General features: G+C 34.0%; 15 protein-coding genes. 2 read left to right on the top strand and 13 right to left on the bottom strand.

The window, feature by feature from the left end; all coding sequences use genetic code 11:
• Nucleotides 1-9 precede the first annotated feature (9 nt).
• On the bottom strand, nucleotides 10-894 hold the full coding sequence (locus ABD077_RS21345) for an rRNA adenine N-6-methyltransferase family protein (RefSeq protein ID WP_343914258.1): 885 nt from the start codon (nucleotides 892-894) through the stop codon (nucleotides 10-12).
• Between the two features lie 162 nt (nucleotides 895-1,056).
• Here ABD077_RS21345 and ABD077_RS21340 point away from each other — a divergent pair, with 162 nt between their 5' ends.
• Nucleotides 1,057-2,346, top strand: coding sequence for a T9SS type A sorting domain-containing protein (locus ABD077_RS21340; protein WP_343914257.1), 1,290 nt, complete (start codon nucleotides 1,057-1,059; stop codon nucleotides 2,344-2,346).
• Between the two features lie 167 nt (nucleotides 2,347-2,513).
• Here the strand turns inward: ABD077_RS21340 and ABD077_RS21335 are convergent, their stop codons facing one another.
• From ABD077_RS21335 to ABD077_RS21280, 12 genes are all read right to left on the bottom strand, one after another.
• Nucleotides 2,514-3,896, bottom strand: a complete 1,383-nt coding sequence (locus tag ABD077_RS21335; protein WP_343914256.1) for a cytochrome-c peroxidase — start codon at nucleotides 3,894-3,896, stop codon at nucleotides 2,514-2,516.
• A 140-nt stretch (nucleotides 3,897-4,036) separates the two neighbouring features.
• Nucleotides 4,037-5,422, bottom strand: a complete 1,386-nt coding sequence (locus tag ABD077_RS21330; protein ID WP_343914255.1) for a cytochrome-c peroxidase — start codon at nucleotides 5,420-5,422, stop codon at nucleotides 4,037-4,039.
• 42 nt (nucleotides 5,423-5,464) lie between these two features.
• A complete protein-coding gene (locus tag ABD077_RS21325) occupies nucleotides 5,465-6,370 on the bottom strand; it encodes a hypothetical protein (protein ID WP_343914254.1) in 906 nt (301 codons plus the stop codon).
• A 134-nt stretch (nucleotides 6,371-6,504) separates the two neighbouring features.
• The gene (locus tag ABD077_RS21320) at nucleotides 6,505-7,251 is read right to left on the bottom strand and encodes a DUF547 domain-containing protein (RefSeq protein WP_343914253.1); all 747 of its coding nucleotides are present in this window, start codon (nucleotides 7,249-7,251) and stop codon (nucleotides 6,505-6,507) included.
• 670 nt (nucleotides 7,252-7,921) lie between these two features.
• A complete protein-coding gene (locus tag ABD077_RS21315; RefSeq protein WP_343914252.1) occupies nucleotides 7,922-8,485 on the bottom strand; it encodes a 3'-5' exonuclease in 564 nt (187 codons plus the stop codon).
• 5 nt (nucleotides 8,486-8,490) lie between these two features.
• Complete coding sequence (locus tag ABD077_RS21310; protein WP_343914251.1) at nucleotides 8,491-9,471, bottom strand: C45 family autoproteolytic acyltransferase/hydrolase; 981 nt, start codon at nucleotides 9,469-9,471, stop codon at nucleotides 8,491-8,493.
• A gap of 53 nt (nucleotides 9,472-9,524) precedes the next feature.
• Nucleotides 9,525-10,073 carry a hypothetical protein gene (locus tag ABD077_RS21305; RefSeq protein WP_343914250.1) on the bottom strand — a complete coding sequence of 183 codons (549 nt, stop codon included), beginning with the start codon at nucleotides 10,071-10,073 and terminating at the stop codon, nucleotides 9,525-9,527.
• 132 nt (nucleotides 10,074-10,205) lie between these two features.
• Entirely contained in the window at nucleotides 10,206-10,766 is a 561-nt protein-coding gene (locus ABD077_RS21300) for a hypothetical protein (protein WP_343914249.1), read from the bottom strand.
• A 4-nt stretch (nucleotides 10,767-10,770) separates the two neighbouring features.
• Entirely contained in the window at nucleotides 10,771-11,466 is a 696-nt protein-coding gene (gene prfH / locus ABD077_RS21295; protein ID WP_343914248.1) for a peptide chain release factor H, read from the bottom strand.
• A 141-nt stretch (nucleotides 11,467-11,607) separates the two neighbouring features.
• A complete protein-coding gene (locus ABD077_RS21290) occupies nucleotides 11,608-12,999 on the bottom strand; it encodes an RtcB family protein (RefSeq protein WP_343914247.1) in 1,392 nt (463 codons plus the stop codon).
• A complete protein-coding gene (locus ABD077_RS21285; RefSeq protein ID WP_343914245.1) occupies nucleotides 12,984-13,325 on the bottom strand; it encodes a hypothetical protein in 342 nt (113 codons plus the stop codon). The genes ABD077_RS21290 and ABD077_RS21285 overlap by 16 nt, the downstream gene beginning before the upstream one ends.
• A gap of 65 nt (nucleotides 13,326-13,390) precedes the next feature.
• Nucleotides 13,391-13,672, bottom strand: coding sequence for a hypothetical protein (locus ABD077_RS21280; RefSeq protein WP_343914244.1), 282 nt, complete (start codon nucleotides 13,670-13,672; stop codon nucleotides 13,391-13,393).
• Between the two features lie 943 nt (nucleotides 13,673-14,615).
• Here ABD077_RS21280 and ABD077_RS21275 point away from each other — a divergent pair.
• Nucleotides 14,616-15,044, top strand: a complete 429-nt coding sequence (locus ABD077_RS21275; protein ID WP_343914243.1) for a hypothetical protein — start codon at nucleotides 14,616-14,618, stop codon at nucleotides 15,042-15,044.
• Nucleotides 15,045-15,090: the final 46 nt, after the last annotated feature.

The following is a 15,090-nucleotide window of genomic DNA, read 5'->3' as shown; positions in this document are numbered from 1 at the left end:
GGATAAACATTAAGACAACACACAACTGATATGATCTAACGAAGAACCATAATCAAAACCAAAATCTATATGTACTAAATCTCCCGCTTTTACTTCTTGAGTATTCGTGGTTTTTAATACAGTAGGAGGCATCAAACTATCAGTTCCAGTAAAATTAGCACCTTCAGTAACTTCTACATAGGATTCTAGGTACAATGCGTTTACCGTTCCCGAAAACAAAACAGGAACAGAAAAACTTAGTTTAACTCCTTGTTTTTTCTCTTTTAATAATTCGATTTCATTTACCAAAAACTGTTGTGTTAAAAACATAGGTTGATGTCTAGTAAAATTAACAGGGTAATGATGAATGTTTTCATCAATTTCCGCTTCGCAAAGTCTGGCAAAGTTTACTATTCGGTTTGGGAATAATTTTCCGCCAGGTTTTAAAAATTCACGCATATGCCGAAAAATCTGAACCTGAAATTCATTAGCACAATAAATACTCATTAATTCACCAACTACAAAGTCTACTTTTTCTGGTAAATCTACAGTGAGGGCATCTGCATAGATCACTTCTACTTTATCGGCCCAAGGATATTTGGAAATTTCTTCATTGATAAAAGGAATTAGATCTGGATTATTTTCGATCAGATATGCTTTTTTTACAAAGGGCATGTATAATTTGGTAAGAGGTAAGGTTCCTACTCCAATTTCACAAACAGTGGCGTCTTTAAAATTATTGTTGAGCTGAAAGGCCTTGTGAAAAGCATCTACACGTTGTTTATCTGTTTCCATAATCTTATAGTAGATTTCAGGAAAACCAAAATGAGATTCATCAAATGTCTGTGCTTTTAGTAAGCTATATTTTAGCGCATCATAATTGTCAACTACTTCCTCAAATAATTTTTCTTTCATCGTCGTATTGATTGTTTTGAGTAAATATAGTAATTAAACGAATGGGCATAATAGATAAAAATAAAAGACCGAAAAAAAATAAAAAAGGGGGTAGGGTATATCTTATATAGTACGTTTTATATATAGACAACTGATGTAAATGAACTAAAACTACGCTGTAAGATGATTAAAACTACTAATAAACCTGCTCTTATTAGCATTTTAGAATCTATGTTATTGATTGCATTTATACTGACGGGAACAGCAAGTTTTTCTCAGCAGTCTAATAACTCGTACATTTTTGGTCACAGTTTAGTAAATCATAGTGCTGATCAAGCGACTCAAAACAGAAGTAATATACCGGATTGGATGTATTTGCTTGCTCAACAAGCAGGAAATCAATATACGGTAGATGGTCAGTTTAATTTTTTACCACTACAACAGTTGCCACCCATATTTCAATGGGGGTTTATAGATGCGCCTAATACCAGAACCAATGAATCTAACGACGATTTTGGAAGTTGGAATTATGATAACGTAATTGTTACACTAGCTAACTTTATTCAGCAAACCTCCACACCTTCAGAAAATGCTTTTTGTGATGCACAATATATAGAAGATTGTAATGAAGATCCTAATGCGTTAAGTTCTGTAGAAGCAGTTTTGAGAATTTTAGATTTTGTCAGAACAGAAGAAACAGGAATTCATTTCTATATTTATGAAAACTGGCCAGAGTTTAATGGAACATTTCCTCCAAACTCTCAAGCACAGGAAGATCAAGAATTTGGAGCTTTTTATGATTATACTCGTGGAGATTTTCATGATTGGTGGATTACGCTCCAAGATGAGGTTTTAGCTTTAAGACCAGATGCTGAAGTGAAATTAATTCCTACAGGACCAATTTTAGCAGATTTATTTTCAGATCAAGGGATATTATCAGATATTTCGGCAACTACACTCTATGAAGACGCAGCGCCTCATGGGTATCCAGTATTGTATTTTTTGGCAGCATTGGTACATTATTCCGTCATTTATGGAGAACGCCCACCAGCTAATTTTCAGTTTCCGGATGAGGCATTAACTAGTCCCATTCAAATTCCTGATACAGTAAAAAATAATTATAATACGATAGTAGATTTTATTTGGAACAGTCTTCAGAATTATACATTTGATAATGGAGATAGCAGAGTTTTTTTAGAAAATCAAACCCTATCCATAGAAGATATATCAACAAATACTCAAAAACCTATACTATATCCGAATCCCGGAAATGGTGTTTTTAATCTAGAACTTCCACAGACTACAATTTTCCCGGTTGAAGTAAAGATTGTAAATACCATTGGTCAAGTAATTGATGAAATTTCCATAGCTGATCATCAATCGACAAATTTTAATTTAGATAAAAAAGGGACGTTTTTTCTAAAAATTATTGGTGATCAGTATTCGGATATCGTGAAAATAATTGCCAGGTAAATGGTGATAGATAAAAAATCCTGCTAAGCTCATTGAGTTAAGTTTGTGTTAGACGCTATTTTATTTGGGAAATAGTAATATCAATGAGCTCTAGCAAGATGTTTGAAACATCAGGTGTTTAGTTTGTAGCTGTGTTGTTTCAATAATTTTATTCTACTTTGTTATCATTAACTGCAACCAAGATCGACTTGGGATGCTGGGTCATTATTGGGAAAACAATTTCCAGAATTAATCTGATCTGGAACATATCTCATAAGGTTAGGATCTCTTAATCCATTTTCTATAAATAGTACCAAATTACTTATTTGATTTTCAGTAAGTTCTTGAATATCTGTGAATAATCTATGTAGTTGTTCCTGAGGGACTTCATTGTTTTCAGGAATTCCATTTAGTTTATATTCAACCACATCTCTCACAGAAGTAAATGTTCCACCATGACCGAAAATACCATTATCTATAAGATTATATAATGTAGGAGTTTTAAATTTATAATAATCTCTAGGTTTTTTGGTAAAACCTCCTCTTCCTCTTTTTACATTAGGAAAACCGGTATCATCCAGAACAATAGCATTACCAGAGTCATCGAAATCTCCCATGCCTAAAGCGTAGAAATTCTTGTCATTTAAGGCAGGACCTGTATGGCATTTAAAACATTTAGCCTTTCCAAAAAACAGTCTTGCACCTCTTTTTTCTTTGTTGGTTAATGCATTATAATCTCCTTTCAGCCATCGTTGCCAAGGAGATTGATTGGGTAAAACGGTTCGTTCGTAAGCTGCAATGGCTAATCCAGCAGTTTCTCTGGTAAACCTTTCTTCTCTGGGAACATCTGGAAATGCCTCGTTGAACATTCTTCTATATCCAAAATCTCTTGCAAAATCTCGGTTTACAAGTAATCTATGAACATCTTGTCCTTTTAAGGCTTGCACTTCTACACCTTGAAAACCAATAAAATTTTCCGGAATATTTGTCCAATTGGCTTCCGTTCCTGCGTTGGTACCAGTGCCTCCAAATTGTCCATTCCATAGCATCACATCCTGATAAGCTACATTCAATATGGTAGGGGAGCGGATAGGTTGTATATCAATATCTGCAACGGGAATGATGTTGTTAAAGGCCCTTCCTTCTCCTTTAACACCAAATCCGATTCCTCCTTCTCCGATTCCTTGTCTGTTACCGGAACTAAATCCCGCCGCAGCATGATGACATGAAGCACAAGAATAGGTGGCCATATTAGAAGCCGTTTTCGGATTTCCTCCTGTGGCTGTTTCATGAAACAATAATTTTCCTAATGCTACTTTTTTTAGTGTTATTGGATTTAGAGGATCTTGAGGGATATTTGCATAATCATCACTGTTTGGTAATGTGAAAAAAGCAGGACCTATACCATCGGTAACGCTATCTAATTTATTTAAAAGTTTGATGTCTAAATCTGATGGAGTTGTATTGGTTTTTATGGCAGTGTCATTAGCTTCATTGTCTAATGGGATGTATTCATCTTTTTCACATGACAATAGTGCAAAAATTGTGAAACAAAGCAGTAGCTTTTTCATACAATAGGTTTTAGTTGGTTTAGTTTTTAAGAGGTTTGATATTATTAAAATTGGGAAGCTCATTTTAAAGAGTGATAGTAAAGGCTAATCTTTAAAATGAGCTTCATTATAGTTTTTATTTGCTTGATGGAGTTAAAATGCTAACTACATCCAAGATCGGCTTTTGATGCAGGATCGCTATTTGGAAAACAATTTCCAGAATTTACCTGATCTGGATCATATCTGGATAAATTCGGGTCTCTTAAACTATTTTCAATAAACAATACAAGATTATCTATTTCGGTTTTGTTTAGTTTAATATCGCCAAATTGAGGAGCTAGATTAGCAGTTGTAGCTTCAGAACTTTGGGGAACACCTGCAATTTTATATTCTATGACCTCTCTAACAGAGGTGAAAGTTCCTCCGTGACCATAAAAACCACCATTGTCAACTAGGTTGTATAGTGTAGGAGTTTTAAATTTATATTCGTCTGCTGCTACCTTCGTAAATCCACCTCTTCCTTTTTTTACATTTTCGAATCCAACAGGGTCTAATACAACAGCATCGCTAGAATTATCAAAATCACCCATTCCGAAGGCATAGAAATTCTTGTCATTTAAAGCTGGTCCTGTATGACATTCATAACATTTTCCTTTACCAAAAAATGCCTTCGCACCTTTCTTTTCATCATTAGATAACATGCTGTAATTACCTTTAAGCCATTCTTGCCAAGGAGATTGATTGGCTAATACCGTTCTTTCATAGGCCGCAATAGCTAAGGCAGCTGTTTGTGTGGTATACCTTTCGGAAACAGGAAGACTTGGGAAAGCGTCATCAAACATTTGTTGGTATCCAAAACTAGAGACAAAATTGCCATCAACTAATAATCGATGTACTCCTTGTCCTTTGATCGCTTGTACTTCTACACCTTCGAATCCTATAAAGTTTTCAGGAATGTTGGTCCAATTCGCTTCTGTACCCAGATTGGTGCCTGATCCTCCGAATTGACCATTCCATAGCATGATATCCTGATACGCTGCATTTAATACTGTTGGAGAACGGATTGGTTGAATATCCGCATCACTTACTGCAATGCCAGGATTAAAAACACGTGCTTCACCACTAGTACCAAAACCTACGCCAGCTTCGCCAATACCTTGTCTGATTCCTGCTCCAAAACCAGCTCCTGAATGATGGCAAGAAGCGCATGAATACGTAAATAAGTTAGATGCGGTCGTTGGGTTTCCTCCAGTTGCGGTTTCATGGAAAAGAAGTTTTCCTAAAGCTACTTTTTCATCTGTAATAGGATTTAATGGATCTTGAGGGATACTACTATATTGATCACTATTTGGAAGAATAAAATAAGCAGCTCCAACGCCTCCAGAAATAGCGTCTAATTCGTCTAGTATTTGTTTGTCAAGACCCGTTGGTCCAGAAGGAGCTTTTGCAAAAGGTATTTGCTGTGCTTCTTCATTAAGCGGAATGTACTCGTCTTTTTCACATGCCAATAGAGTGGAAATAAGGGCAAAAAAAAGTATTTTTTTCATAAGTTAAATTTAATAGTAGGTAATAATGTTAATAATAAAGTATTAAGGAACTTTATACACGAGTCCTACGGAAAACCCAGAGGCTCGATCATAATTCTTTCCACTCATATTGGTAGTGTATCCTGTAGAAACTCCAATACTCTGTTTATATACAGGGACATAGAGATCAAAATAAAAGTTAGTATAATCAACTTCAGTTTCTGGTAATGCTCTGGCACCTCCCGCTTCAGCAAACTCTGGAGTACCGATATCAAGACCGTCCAAAGAATTTTGAGTTCCTATTTTGGCGTGAGCGTAAAACCATTTATTATAATATCCCAACTTGGCACTAAAAAGAGTTGCATTTGGGATTTCAAAATCACCATTGTTACGTAAGCTGTAAGCTGCTTGCAGTTCTACAAATAGATTTCTGGAAGCGTTGATTTGTATAAATCCACATCCATCAATGGCAGTGGCTCCATTTCCTAACGATAGAATTCCTGCTTCTTCATATCCTCCTACGGGAACGGATACACCAGCAGCACCGCCGACAGCAATTTTTGATGCATTGTTAATTTGGGCATCTAAGACTCGGGCTTTAAAAAACATGCTTAAGTCTTGTACTCCGCTTACCTGATCTGTTTGCGAAACAGGATCTAAGACACCAGTTTCATTTTGCATAGAGATGTATGGAAGTGTGACTGTGGTTGAAAGCCAGTCTAGAATTCCATATTCTCCATAAACACTGACTACAGAAGAACTTATTTCTCCCATATTCATAGGGTTCGTTTCGGTTTGTGTATTTCCCATAAAAAAGTTGTCATAGCTTTTATAAGAATATGATGAGGCAACTGTAAACTCGTTCTTTTGTGGGAAAAAACCATTAATGATTGTTTGTGCAGTTAATGAAGAAAAAGAAGCTAAGCAGAGTATAAAAAGTGAGGTTTTAAGGGTAATAGTGTTATTCATAATGGAGGGTAATTTAGTTTTAAAAGTATGTCAATTCAGTATCGATAACTACTCATGTTTTTTTTAAAATCTTACAAGCATAGCGTAAGGTTAGTTCATGATAGTTCCGGCAAAATATTTTGAGGCGGTTTTGGCTAATTATTACTAGTTATAGGGGTTTTTTCATGATTCTTGTTTAAATTCCAGTCATAGGTAACGTATTTTTTCTTCATGTTTTTATCGATAGTTATAGTTGAATATTCGTTTATAAAATCGATAACATCCATATTGTTACTGATAAAATCATCTTCATACCATTCGAATAATTGAGAAATTCTAACTGTCTGAGAGTTAATCTGATTTCTTTGAGGATCATTAATGAATTCTCTTGTTCTTTCATCCAGTGCGTACTCAATATTCTCACTGGTATATGCTCTGTTCCATAGTCTTGGAGATGACATGGATCCACAGTTTAGTAAAAAGTGAATTCTAGGATCTCCAAATTTTCGTAAGATCTTATGTTCGATATCATCTAAACTGTAGCGTACATTGTTTGATTTGAAAACTTTTCTTTTCCAAGGATCTTCTAATTGATTGATGGATGTGATAGGATATTCATCAATGATCATTTTCATCACGGTTGCATTATAAACATTTAGCCAATAAGCTAATTTTTCTTCTTTACTCCAGTGATTTTCGGGAGACACATTTTGTAGATATCTAAAGTATTTATAAAATACTATGACATCATTTGTAACTCCATCGTAGTCTACTAGTCCATCTTCTGTAACATTAAGAACAAGGATTTGGTCCCAAGGAGAATGGTCTACGGTTTCTTGGGAATTGATTTGGAACGATACTAAATAAAATAAAATTAGTAATAGGGATTTTGGGATCTTCATTTTGTTAGTTTTTTTGGGGTTATTAACATTTTTTTCAACGTTAGGAAGGGCTAAATTAACAAAAAAACAGACGTAATACAGCTAAGAGAGTTCTGCGTAAAAATGATAACAATATAATTCTTACACAAGTTGAAATTAACTTGTAACTTCTTTACTGTTAAACCTTTTAGTGAATTACGGTTGGGGTTCGTTTTTGAATAATGTCTTGTTCTTTCACAAAATTAAGTTGAGATATGCACGAATGACTTTAAAATTTCAGTGAATTATTATGATCAAAATTCCCATTAATATTGACGATAGAATTAAATTTAGTAATCCTCAAAAAGAAGGATTATTTAGAATATTTTATGAGGATTTTTTAAGTATGGAATTGCTTTTTTTGATAAAATACAAGTAGAAAAACATTGTTTTTGTAACTAAAAAGAAGAAAAATCGTAAAAATTATCGAACCTTACAAAAAAACATCAATTTAACATAAAATTAACATTTGGTTACGGCTTTCAAGTATCGGAATATTCTTTTTGTCCTTTAGAAAAAAGGCTTTAACATCTTTTATAATAAGGGAAAACATCAAGATAAATGTATCTTGATGTTGTAAAGAGTGTTTTTTGAATTATGAAAATATTATGATGTATTGCTTCTTTTTTTGTAAGAATTCATTTTTAGTATGTTATCTATTTGTCATTTTTTCTTTAATTAGAGACCATTGTAAAATTTTCGCAATGTTTTTTGCATCATCAACACCTCTATGATGGGTTCCTTCTAGTGGAATATCAAGAATATTTAAAGCACCTTTCATACCAACTTTTTTTCGTAATCCTCTGGTTTTTTGAAAAAGGTCCTTTACGTTTATGTGATTTTGTGATAAAGGGTATTCGATATCACGAAATTTACATTGCTTTTTCATCATATTTAGATCGTATTGTCCATAGCTAGCCCATGTAAGTTGATGCCCTTGGTACTCAGTTCTTACAATTTCACATGCTTCGACAAAAGAAATACCTTCTCGATCCAGTAAATCTTGAGTAATCGTTGTTAGTTCCGTGCAAAACGGACTTACTTCTGATCTTTCTGGTTTTACAAGGATTCCTTTGTTTTTGGTAACCTCACCCGTTTGCGTATCTAGTAAGCAAATACCAATTTCTATAATTTCGTTGGTTTGCCCTGGAGGGATCTTGCCATTCCAGCAGGTTGCTTCTAGGTCTATAATTATGATATTATTTGTTGTATCCATTTTATTTAAGTACCTGATTGAATTCCAGATTGCCCAGTTTCGCAGGTTTTTATTAGTTTAATTTTACCTGTATTGTTATGAAATACCATTTGTTGGACCGTGATTCCCATCATGATATTTTCATTCTGTAAAATGTTTATACATTCTTGATCATTCATTGGGATTTGATTTGATAATAATTCTTGAGTATTTTCATATCTTCCGCATGAACTTTCCTGCAGTATATTTCCCTTAATTGAAAGATTTTGAAGTAATTTATAATCATTAGTTACGATTATATAGTCTTCATCACTAGTTCGTGTTTTAAATCTTTTGGGAGTTCTTTCAATTACAACTTTATCCTCATTTTTAATACCAGAAAGTAGAATCAAGCAATCACTCATAATGGTGGTTTTCTCAATTTCTAATTTTGCTTCTTCAAAAGAATTACAATTAAGTAATATATCTCTTAATAAAAAGGATACAGGCATTGCTATTTCTGGTGAATCACTACTGGAAACTGCATTTAATGTAAGGGAAAACGTTTCAGGTTTTGTTCCCGATAGAACTCCTATAAATCCAGGCCATCCTATAGATTTATATAGTGTTTCATCTTTTTTTTGAAAATCAAAGACTATAGAGTTTTTGCTCAATAAATCATTTTCTGTATGCCAATCAAGATTTCTAGAATGCAACATTTCTCTACCATTATAAACTGCAAAAGCAGTACATCCTAAATAGAATTTTAATAGATCATAATATAAGTTGGCAACTAGTATTTCATTTGACGAAAAATCACATATAGCTGCAATTCCATCAATTTCTCTTAAGTATTCATTAGGAACAAGTAAATCTTTATACTCGTTTATAGCATCGAATATAATATCCGCTCCTACAAAATCACTGATATAACACTCGAGCAATTCATTTACCTCATTTTTGTAGAGTTTTAGAAACTGCCATCGTTCTTCTGGGGGTAAATCTAAATTTACAACACATTCGTTCATTTTTTTATGTTTTTTTGACCAGACAGATCCAAGATCTACCTGGTTTTGGTCATTTAATTTTTTGGAATTGTTACCAATTCTTCTCTATCCAAAGGATCGATTCCTTTGTCTAGTAGTTTGATTGCTGATTGAACTGCCCAACACTTATCACTAGAGTGTATATTAGAGTACAATCCTAATAGATATTTAGGTTCTACAATCTTCCAACCTTTTACAGTACGATGAGGGATCTCAGATTTCACAAAAAAATCAATGGTAATTCTTATAGATTTTTCATTTTCAGCGATTACCGTTTTTTCATAGCGCCTAAAATTTTCATCACTGGGTAAATGATCATAGCGCGTCCATACTTTTTGAAATCCATTCTCCAATAATATACACATGACACTAGCTACATTTTTCGGATCAATAAAGAGGTCAATATCTTTATGATCATGTGCATGTTTATATTCTGTATGATCTTCTGGAGAGAGAAAATGCCAGGCCCAACCACCTGATAGAATTACTAAATCTTTTAAAGTTTTTAAGGCTTCCAAAGCATATTCAATTCTATAGGATGGCCATACTTCTCCATATCTTTTCTTATTATGCGGTGCTCCCATGGTTTTTTGTTTTTTTGTCATCCTAGTACCGACAGGGATCCATTGCTGTATGATAAAACAATTCACTAAACGGATTCCAGCTTACATTTCGACAAGCTCAATGTGACAGACTGGAATGACATGTTTGTATAATTAGTTACTTTTCTTCTTCGACTTTTTAGAAGAATTCTTAGCTTTTTTACCTTTTTTATTGCTTTTCTTTTTCTTCTTCTTTTTAGGCATTTTGTCCTTGATTCTTTTTTCCTGGCTTTCCACATAATTTATAAAGTAGTTGTTATATGCAAAGGTTTTAGCAGTCTTTAAAATTTTAAGAGCTGCTTTGTACTCTTGTTTTTGTTCTAAAAGAATTCCTTTTAGTAGATATAACAGCGCTTTATCTGTTCCTTTGATCGTTAGTGCGAAGTCGATTAACTTTTCTGCTTCATTATAGTCTTCGTTCCAAAGTAATACATTGATGTAGTTCGGATATACATCTACCGCATACATGTCTGCAGCCAGTGCTTGTTGGTAATATTCCTTAGCAGTTTCATAGTTTTTCAGATTCTCCGCATAGACCTGACCCATTAGACATAACACAATTGGATTTTTGTCATCATATGATAATGCATAGTTCAAAGATTCTACTGCTTCTTCCAGATTGTATGGATAAGCATCTAATGCCTGAAATAAATATTTGTCTAGTAAATTGCTCATGACGTTAGTATTTTAATTCGCTGCGCAAATCGTTTTTTAATTGTTGACGATTTGAGGCGTACGATTGTTTTTTCTTTATTTTCTTAAAATCAGTTCCTTTAAATTTTCTAACAGGATTACCACGTGCTACATTCAAATGATTTTCCCATTGATCGCATAGCGACTTTTGTATGTTTTGGAGTTGACTTTGGTATACTTTTTCTTTTAATCTTTCGATTGCTATTTTTTTATTTTGATGTTGTGATCTGCTGTCCATTACCACTACTTGATCTCCTGTTGGGTGATAGGTAGCTCTTACGGCAGAATTCACCTTGTTTACATTTTGGCCACCAGGACCTGAACTGCACATGGTTTGAAAAGAGATTTCTTGTGCTTTAATACTTAGCTGTTCTACCTGTTTGATCTCGTACATTCCTATAAACCAGTTTTTACGTTTATGATATTTTCGGAACGTTGAGGTTCCTATCCATTGAATAGTGCCCAACCATGTAGAAAGAAAAGTATCAATTTCTTTTCCTTTTAATTGCACTGTTGCCGATTGTACAGTACCATTTTGACTTCCTTTTTCTCTATGTAGTACTACATACTCGTATGCATTAGCTTTTATTTCTTCTAAAAAAAGTTTCAATACTTGTGCAACTACCCAGCAACATTCTGAAGGTCCTCTTCCAGCCGTTATTTGAATTATTTTAGTTTTCATTTTTATTTTCTTTTTGCGTTAAGGATAAAGCGGTTACCCCACAGGTTGTGTACCCTGAGGTCCTCGAAGGGCAAACAATCGAGGAGTATGAGCGAAAGCCTGACCCCGAAAAGTATGCATCGGGGTAACGCCCAAATCACTTTACTTATCCATTCGTACAATTTTTGGAGTAAAGGTTCCTACAACTTCTACAAGCTCTTGCTGGTTTGCCATTACTTTGGTAATATCCTTGTACGCCATTGGAGCTTCATCAATTCCTCCACCAATTAGGGTAACATCATTTGCTTTTAGCTCTTTTTTGATGTCACTTTTGGTAAATTTCTCTTTACACTTTCTTCTGGAATGTAATCTTCCGGCTCCATGAGAAGCAGACTGCAAGCTCTCTTGATTTCCAAGTCCACGAATAATAAACCCTGGTGCTACCATAGATCCAGGAATGATTCCTAACTCACCTTTGGCGGCAGGAGTAGCTCCTTTTCGATGTACAATACATTCTTCGCCGTTTACCTCTTGCTTCCAGGCAAAGTTGTGATGATTCTCAATTTTGGCTACAGGTCTTGCTCCCAATAATTTTCCAATTCTGGCATGAATATTATCATGACAAGCTTGTGCATAGTCTCCCGCAAGGTTCATCGCTAGCCAATATTCTTGTCCATCATGCGTATCCAAATCCAGCCATGCTAATTGCTGTACATGTTTTGGTAATGGACATTGTTTGGTAGCCAAATATGTGTAATGCTTTGCAATATTGGCTCCTAATCCTCTGGAACCACTATGTGATAACACACCTATATAAGACCCGATTGTTAATCCCCATTCGTTATTAGGATCTGAGATATCTACTGCTCCAAATTCTACAAAGTGATTTCCTCCACCAGAAGTTCCCAATTGTTTATACGCTTTGTCTTTTAATCTTTTTACTAACGGAATGTCTTTAAATTCTGATCGTTCAAAGATCTCGTGATCATGCTTTACTTTATGGGTTTCATACATTCCGAATTTTGTGTGCTCGGAAAGTATGTTTTCTAGCTGATGCTTTTTTCCTTTTAGATAAGAAGTTGCTATTGGATAAATAGTTAAACACATTCTACATCCAATATCTACTCCGACTCCATAAGGAATCACCGCATTTTTGGTAGCTAACACACCACCAATAGGTAAACCGTATCCACTATGGGCATCTGGCATCAATGCTCCAGCTACCGAAACCGGTAACTTTAATGCATCAAACAATTGATATTTTGCTTGATCCTCGATTTCATTCTCACCATAGATCTGAAATGGAGCTCTTGTGGTTTTCAATGCGTGTTTTTTTACCTCAACAGGTTTTAGCAAACTCTCTGCAATCTTACCCCAAATTCCATCACCTTTATATGCTTCTGGATTTAGTAATACTTTTTTTGCTTCTTGTAATATTTGTTCTTTCTTTACTCTTTTTTGATATCGATTAATCTGACCCAAGGTCACATTAATACTATTGTTTTTTGGAAAGCCTAATTTGATTAAGTCTTTTCCGCTTAATTTCTTTCCCATGATATTTCTTCGTTTATAATGTCCTGGATATTGTATTTTTTAAGATCTCTTAGTTTGCTATTCGTTTGTAGCTTTTCTTTTCTAAGTTTTGGTGTTTGCCAATGATCTTTCCAGCTATATTGTTTTTGAATTTCTTCGAAGTACCCATGTTTTAACAACTTTTGTTCTAACAAAGCGTCTTCACTTTCTAGTTTAGGATCAATCCGTTTACTATGGGTTACATAAGCTCTTGTAAATTTGATCTTATAGCTGCCTTTGGGGAGATTTACATAAAATCGAAGCCTTACTTTTTTTTCCTTTGTATAGTATCGAAACGGTACACACATTCGCTGTGCTCCATCACTAAGCTTATTAAAGGATCTTCTGCTAATGGTTGGTAAATCTTTATGGATTAAATACCTCGAGATTTCCTCGTACCATTTACTTTCAGCTTCTTCTTTTGTTCTTCCCCAAAAGGATTTACAAGCTTTTCGTGCAGTTCAATGATATATTCTTGGTTTTTATATTTTTCGACCTGTTTGGTAATGACTGATTCTTTGAACCATCCATGTCTTATAGGTTTCTCTAATTTTATATATCCAAGATTTCGTTGTGCTGCCCAAATTTTGCGCTGTCTCCTTTGGATGCTTCGAACTTCTTTTTGCCTTTGGCCTTTGATATGTGCCGGTCTCATTAAACATATTGTTTCGTTTGTAATAGTTTTACAAATGATTCCAGCTTATCTTCTGATACCTGAAATCTTAACTGTTTTGGTTATAAAATTTCATGTGAATTATTTTTAAAAGTTTGTTCTTAATGTTTTATGTTCGGAACATTTCAATAACATTCTTATAAAACTTGAGTACGCTTGGTGAAGCAACCCAGATTAGAAAGTCTAGTAAAAAAGAAGTTTTATGAAAATAAAAGTCCGAAACTTTTGCTGGCTTCGGACTTTATAAGAAACTGTTGTATGCAGTTTATGAGTTATAGAAGTCCCGAAGCGTATGCATAAAAGAACCTTGTTCTCCTAGTGCATCTGTAAATATGTATCTAAAGGTCATAGTACTTCGGTTATTAATTTTTTGTCTTTACACTTCGACAGGCTCAGTGTGACATTTGTTATCGCTTTATTGCGGTGCAAATATGAAATCTATTTTTTAATTACGCAAATAAAATCTCAATTTAATTAATTGATTATTAGTGGTTTATGTTTATTTTTAAACAAAGAAAGTCCTGTCCGTCTTTCGACAAATATCTAATCAGCTGAGAATCTTTTTACTATCGTTCAAATAACTTTGTATCTGATTGCAATTTTTTTTAGAATAAAAACATAAAAAAAGCGTCCAATTTGTTTTGGACGCTTAAAAGAAATATAATTATTCTAGTTTTTTATCTATGTTTTCGATTCGAAAACGACTTTACAGCGTCCTTTTTTATGTATTGAAAATGGATTCATAGATGTTAAACTTGATTTTTTGGTTCTTACTTCAGCTGCAAATATGGGATTATTTTGAAGAGAAATCCAAATTTGAGCACTAATTCATTTTTATTTTAAATAGCTAATATTAAGTTTTTACAAAATTCATCGCAACCATTTGGATAACATTTCATCTATAGAATAACATAAATCCTTACTCATGCAACGTATCCTACTTCTATTACTAACCGCAACTGCAATTTTGAGTTGTTCTAACGATGATGATAACAATGTAGCTCCTACTAACTGTGATATGACCACCTTGATCAGTGCTACGGAATTTGCAGATGGCCCTTCTGATCCAGTTTCGATTAATAGTATATCTATAACAGATAATTGTTTGAAAATTAATTTTGGATCATCTGGTTGTGATGGAGATACCTGGCAACTGAATTTAATAGATTCTGGTATTGTTTTAGAATCTGATCCACCACAAAGAAATCTAAGATTGTCTTTAAGCAATGAAGAAGCTTGTTTAGCTTTTATTACGCAAGAGTTAGATTTTGATATTTCTAATCTACAGGTAGAAGGGAATCAATTGATATTGAATGTTGCCAATTTTGATGAAAGCATTTCTTACGAATATTAGAGTGAAGAAAGACTTTATTCGGAGTTGTCTGTCTATGACAGATTGT

This window comes from Aquimarina litoralis (assembly GCF_039523995.1).
GTDB lineage: Bacteria > Bacteroidota > Bacteroidia > Flavobacteriales > Flavobacteriaceae > Aquimarina > Aquimarina litoralis.
The sequence above is the reverse complement of the archived record's forward strand: the minus strand, read 5'-3'. Positions and strand labels throughout refer to the sequence as shown.

Excerpts from the sequence above, each read along its gene's own strand:
- ABD077_RS21345 (WP_343914258.1), bottom strand. The coding sequence starts at position 894 with ATGAAAGAAAAATTATTTGAGGAAGTAGTTGACAATTATGATGCGCTA.
- ABD077_RS21340 (WP_343914257.1), top strand. The coding sequence starts at position 1,057 with ATGATTAAAACTACTAATAAACCTGCTCTTATTAGCATTTTAGAATCT.
- ABD077_RS21335 (WP_343914256.1), bottom strand. The coding sequence starts at position 3,896 with ATGAAAAAGCTACTGCTTTGTTTCACAATTTTTGCACTATTGTCATGT.
- ABD077_RS21330 (WP_343914255.1), bottom strand. The coding sequence starts at position 5,422 with ATGAAAAAAATACTTTTTTTTGCCCTTATTTCCACTCTATTGGCATGT.
- ABD077_RS21325 (WP_343914254.1), bottom strand. The coding sequence starts at position 6,370 with ATGAATAACACTATTACCCTTAAAACCTCACTTTTTATACTCTGCTTA.
- ABD077_RS21320 (WP_343914253.1), bottom strand. The coding sequence starts at position 7,251 with ATGAAGATCCCAAAATCCCTATTACTAATTTTATTTTATTTAGTATCG.
- ABD077_RS21315 (WP_343914252.1), bottom strand. The coding sequence starts at position 8,485 with ATGGATACAACAAATAATATCATAATTATAGACCTAGAAGCAACCTGC.
- ABD077_RS21310 (WP_343914251.1), bottom strand. The coding sequence starts at position 9,471 with ATGAACGAATGTGTTGTAAATTTAGATTTACCCCCAGAAGAACGATGG.
- ABD077_RS21305 (WP_343914250.1), bottom strand. The coding sequence starts at position 10,073 with ATGGGAGCACCGCATAATAAGAAAAGATATGGAGAAGTATGGCCATCC.
- ABD077_RS21300 (WP_343914249.1), bottom strand. The coding sequence starts at position 10,766 with ATGAGCAATTTACTAGACAAATATTTATTTCAGGCATTAGATGCTTAT.
- prfH (WP_343914248.1), bottom strand. The coding sequence starts at position 11,466 with ATGAAAACTAAAATAATTCAAATAACGGCTGGAAGAGGACCTTCAGAA.
- ABD077_RS21290 (WP_343914247.1), bottom strand. The coding sequence starts at position 12,999 with ATGGGAAAGAAATTAAGCGGAAAAGACTTAATCAAATTAGGCTTTCCA.
- ABD077_RS21285 (WP_343914245.1), bottom strand. The coding sequence starts at position 13,325 with ATGTGTGTACCGTTTCGATACTATACAAAGGAAAAAAAAGTAAGGCTT.
- ABD077_RS21280 (WP_343914244.1), bottom strand. The coding sequence starts at position 13,672 with ATGAGACCGGCACATATCAAAGGCCAAAGGCAAAAAGAAGTTCGAAGC.
- ABD077_RS21275 (WP_343914243.1), top strand. The coding sequence starts at position 14,616 with ATGCAACGTATCCTACTTCTATTACTAACCGCAACTGCAATTTTGAGT.